The sequence below is a fragment of the Streptomyces scabichelini genome (assembly GCF_011045015.1).
Taxonomy (GTDB): domain Bacteria; phylum Actinomycetota; class Actinomycetes; order Streptomycetales; family Streptomycetaceae; genus Streptomyces; species Streptomyces scabichelini.
This window is the reverse complement of sequence record NZ_JAAKZY010000458.1, coordinates 1-1,471: the sequence shown is the minus strand read 5'-3', so window position 1 is coordinate 1,471 and position 1,471 is coordinate 1. Positions and strand designations below refer to the sequence as shown.

Sequence of the window (1,471 nt, the reverse complement as noted above, 5' to 3'; positions counted from 1 at the left end):
CGCGGACCATGCCTCCGTAGAAGAAGGCCAGGCCCGGTGTCATGAGCATCACCAGGGCAGAACAGATGAGCATGAACCCGGTGTTGGCGGCAGACAGCGTGGGAGCTTCTGCGGCCAGGGTGATGGCTGGTGCCATCGGCGTCTCCTCGTCGTTGGTACGGCCCCGTGCGGGGGAAGCCAGAGCGGGCATGAGGGCCTGAGCGGGCAGAGGGGTGGGCCGGTTATGCGGCACGAGATTGGCGCAGCGCCGTTTCCGTCGAAGCGCCTCGATGTTTCGCCGCCGTGACGAAGACGCGTTGTGTGTTACGCGTTGATGAACTGCCGGATGTCCGCTCGCGCGATCGTTATCGTGGCGCAACCTTCGGGCGAAGGGGGACAGCCGACCGCGGCCTGCCATCCGATGACCTGGCGTGGGGAGCCGAGTCGGGCGGTTAGGGATGGCGGGCCGCGGCCGGGGTTTTCGGGTCAGACCGCTTCGGCGGTCTCGGGCAGGTCGACGGCGAGTTGTTCGGTCAGATCCACCACTTCGGCGGTGTCCCCGAAGTCCCGTACGGCCGTGTCGACGGTCTTTCGGATACGGGTGTTGACCCGCTCGGAGCGCACCTTCTTGGCGACTCCCAGCGCCCTCCTGGCAAGCACCGCACCCTGCTCGGCCTCCCGCTGAAGCAGGTGCACCGTGGCCATCCCGATGAGGTTGAGTGCGTACGAACGCTGATGCTCGCCGTCCTTCTCGAAGAGGTCGACGGCCTTCTGCATCACAGGCTCGGCGAGCGAGGCGTACGTGGGGCTGCGGCCCGCCACATAGGCGAGGTCGCGGTAGGAGTGGGAGTTCTCGGCGTGCAGCTCCGCCTCCGAGAAGAAGCGGATCCAGTCGGGCTCCGGCTCGTCGAACTCCTCGGCGTCCTGGAAGGTGTCCTCGGCCATCCGGACGGCACGCTTGCACTTGCCGGGCTGGCCCATATTGGCGTAGGCCCGGGCCTCCATCGCATACAGCATGGACTGCGTACGCGGGCTCGCGCAGTCGCGGCCTCCGTACTGTGCGAGGTGGATCAGTTCCAGAGCGTCGTCGGGCCGACCGAGGTGGATCATCTGGCGGCTCATGCTGGACAGGATGTACGAGCCGAGCGGCTTGTCTGCGGCTTCCTTGGCGGCGTGCAGGGCGAGGACGAAGTACTTCTGCGCGGTGGGCTGCAGTCCGACGTCGTAGCTCATCCAGCCCGCCAGCTCGGCCAGCTCGGCGGCGACCTTGAACAGCCGCTGGGCGGTGGGCGCCGTCTGGGGCTCCTGGAGGAGGTCCGTCACCTCGTGCAGCTGGCCGACGACCGCCTTGCGGCGCAGGCCGCCGCCGCACTGCGCGTCCCACTGCCGGAACATGACCGTGGTGGACTCCAGCAGATCGAGCTCGGGCCTGGACAGCCGGCCGGCGCGGCGCGAGGCGGCCGAGGGCTCGGGGGCCTCGCGGGGGGCGGCT

The 1,471-nt window shown here is 68.7% G+C and carries 1 protein-coding gene and 1 pseudogene; both read right to left on the bottom strand.

All coding sequences use genetic code 11. From position 1 onward, the window contains the following. Positions 1-136 (bottom strand): annotated as a pseudogene (locus G5C60_RS52940) (ammonium transporter); the annotation flags it as partial. A 329-nt stretch (positions 137-465) separates the two neighbouring features. After that, positions 466-1,471 (bottom strand): NsdA family TPR-like regulatory protein (locus G5C60_RS50635; protein ID WP_165271071.1); only part of this gene is annotated, 1,006 nt, incomplete at its 5' end.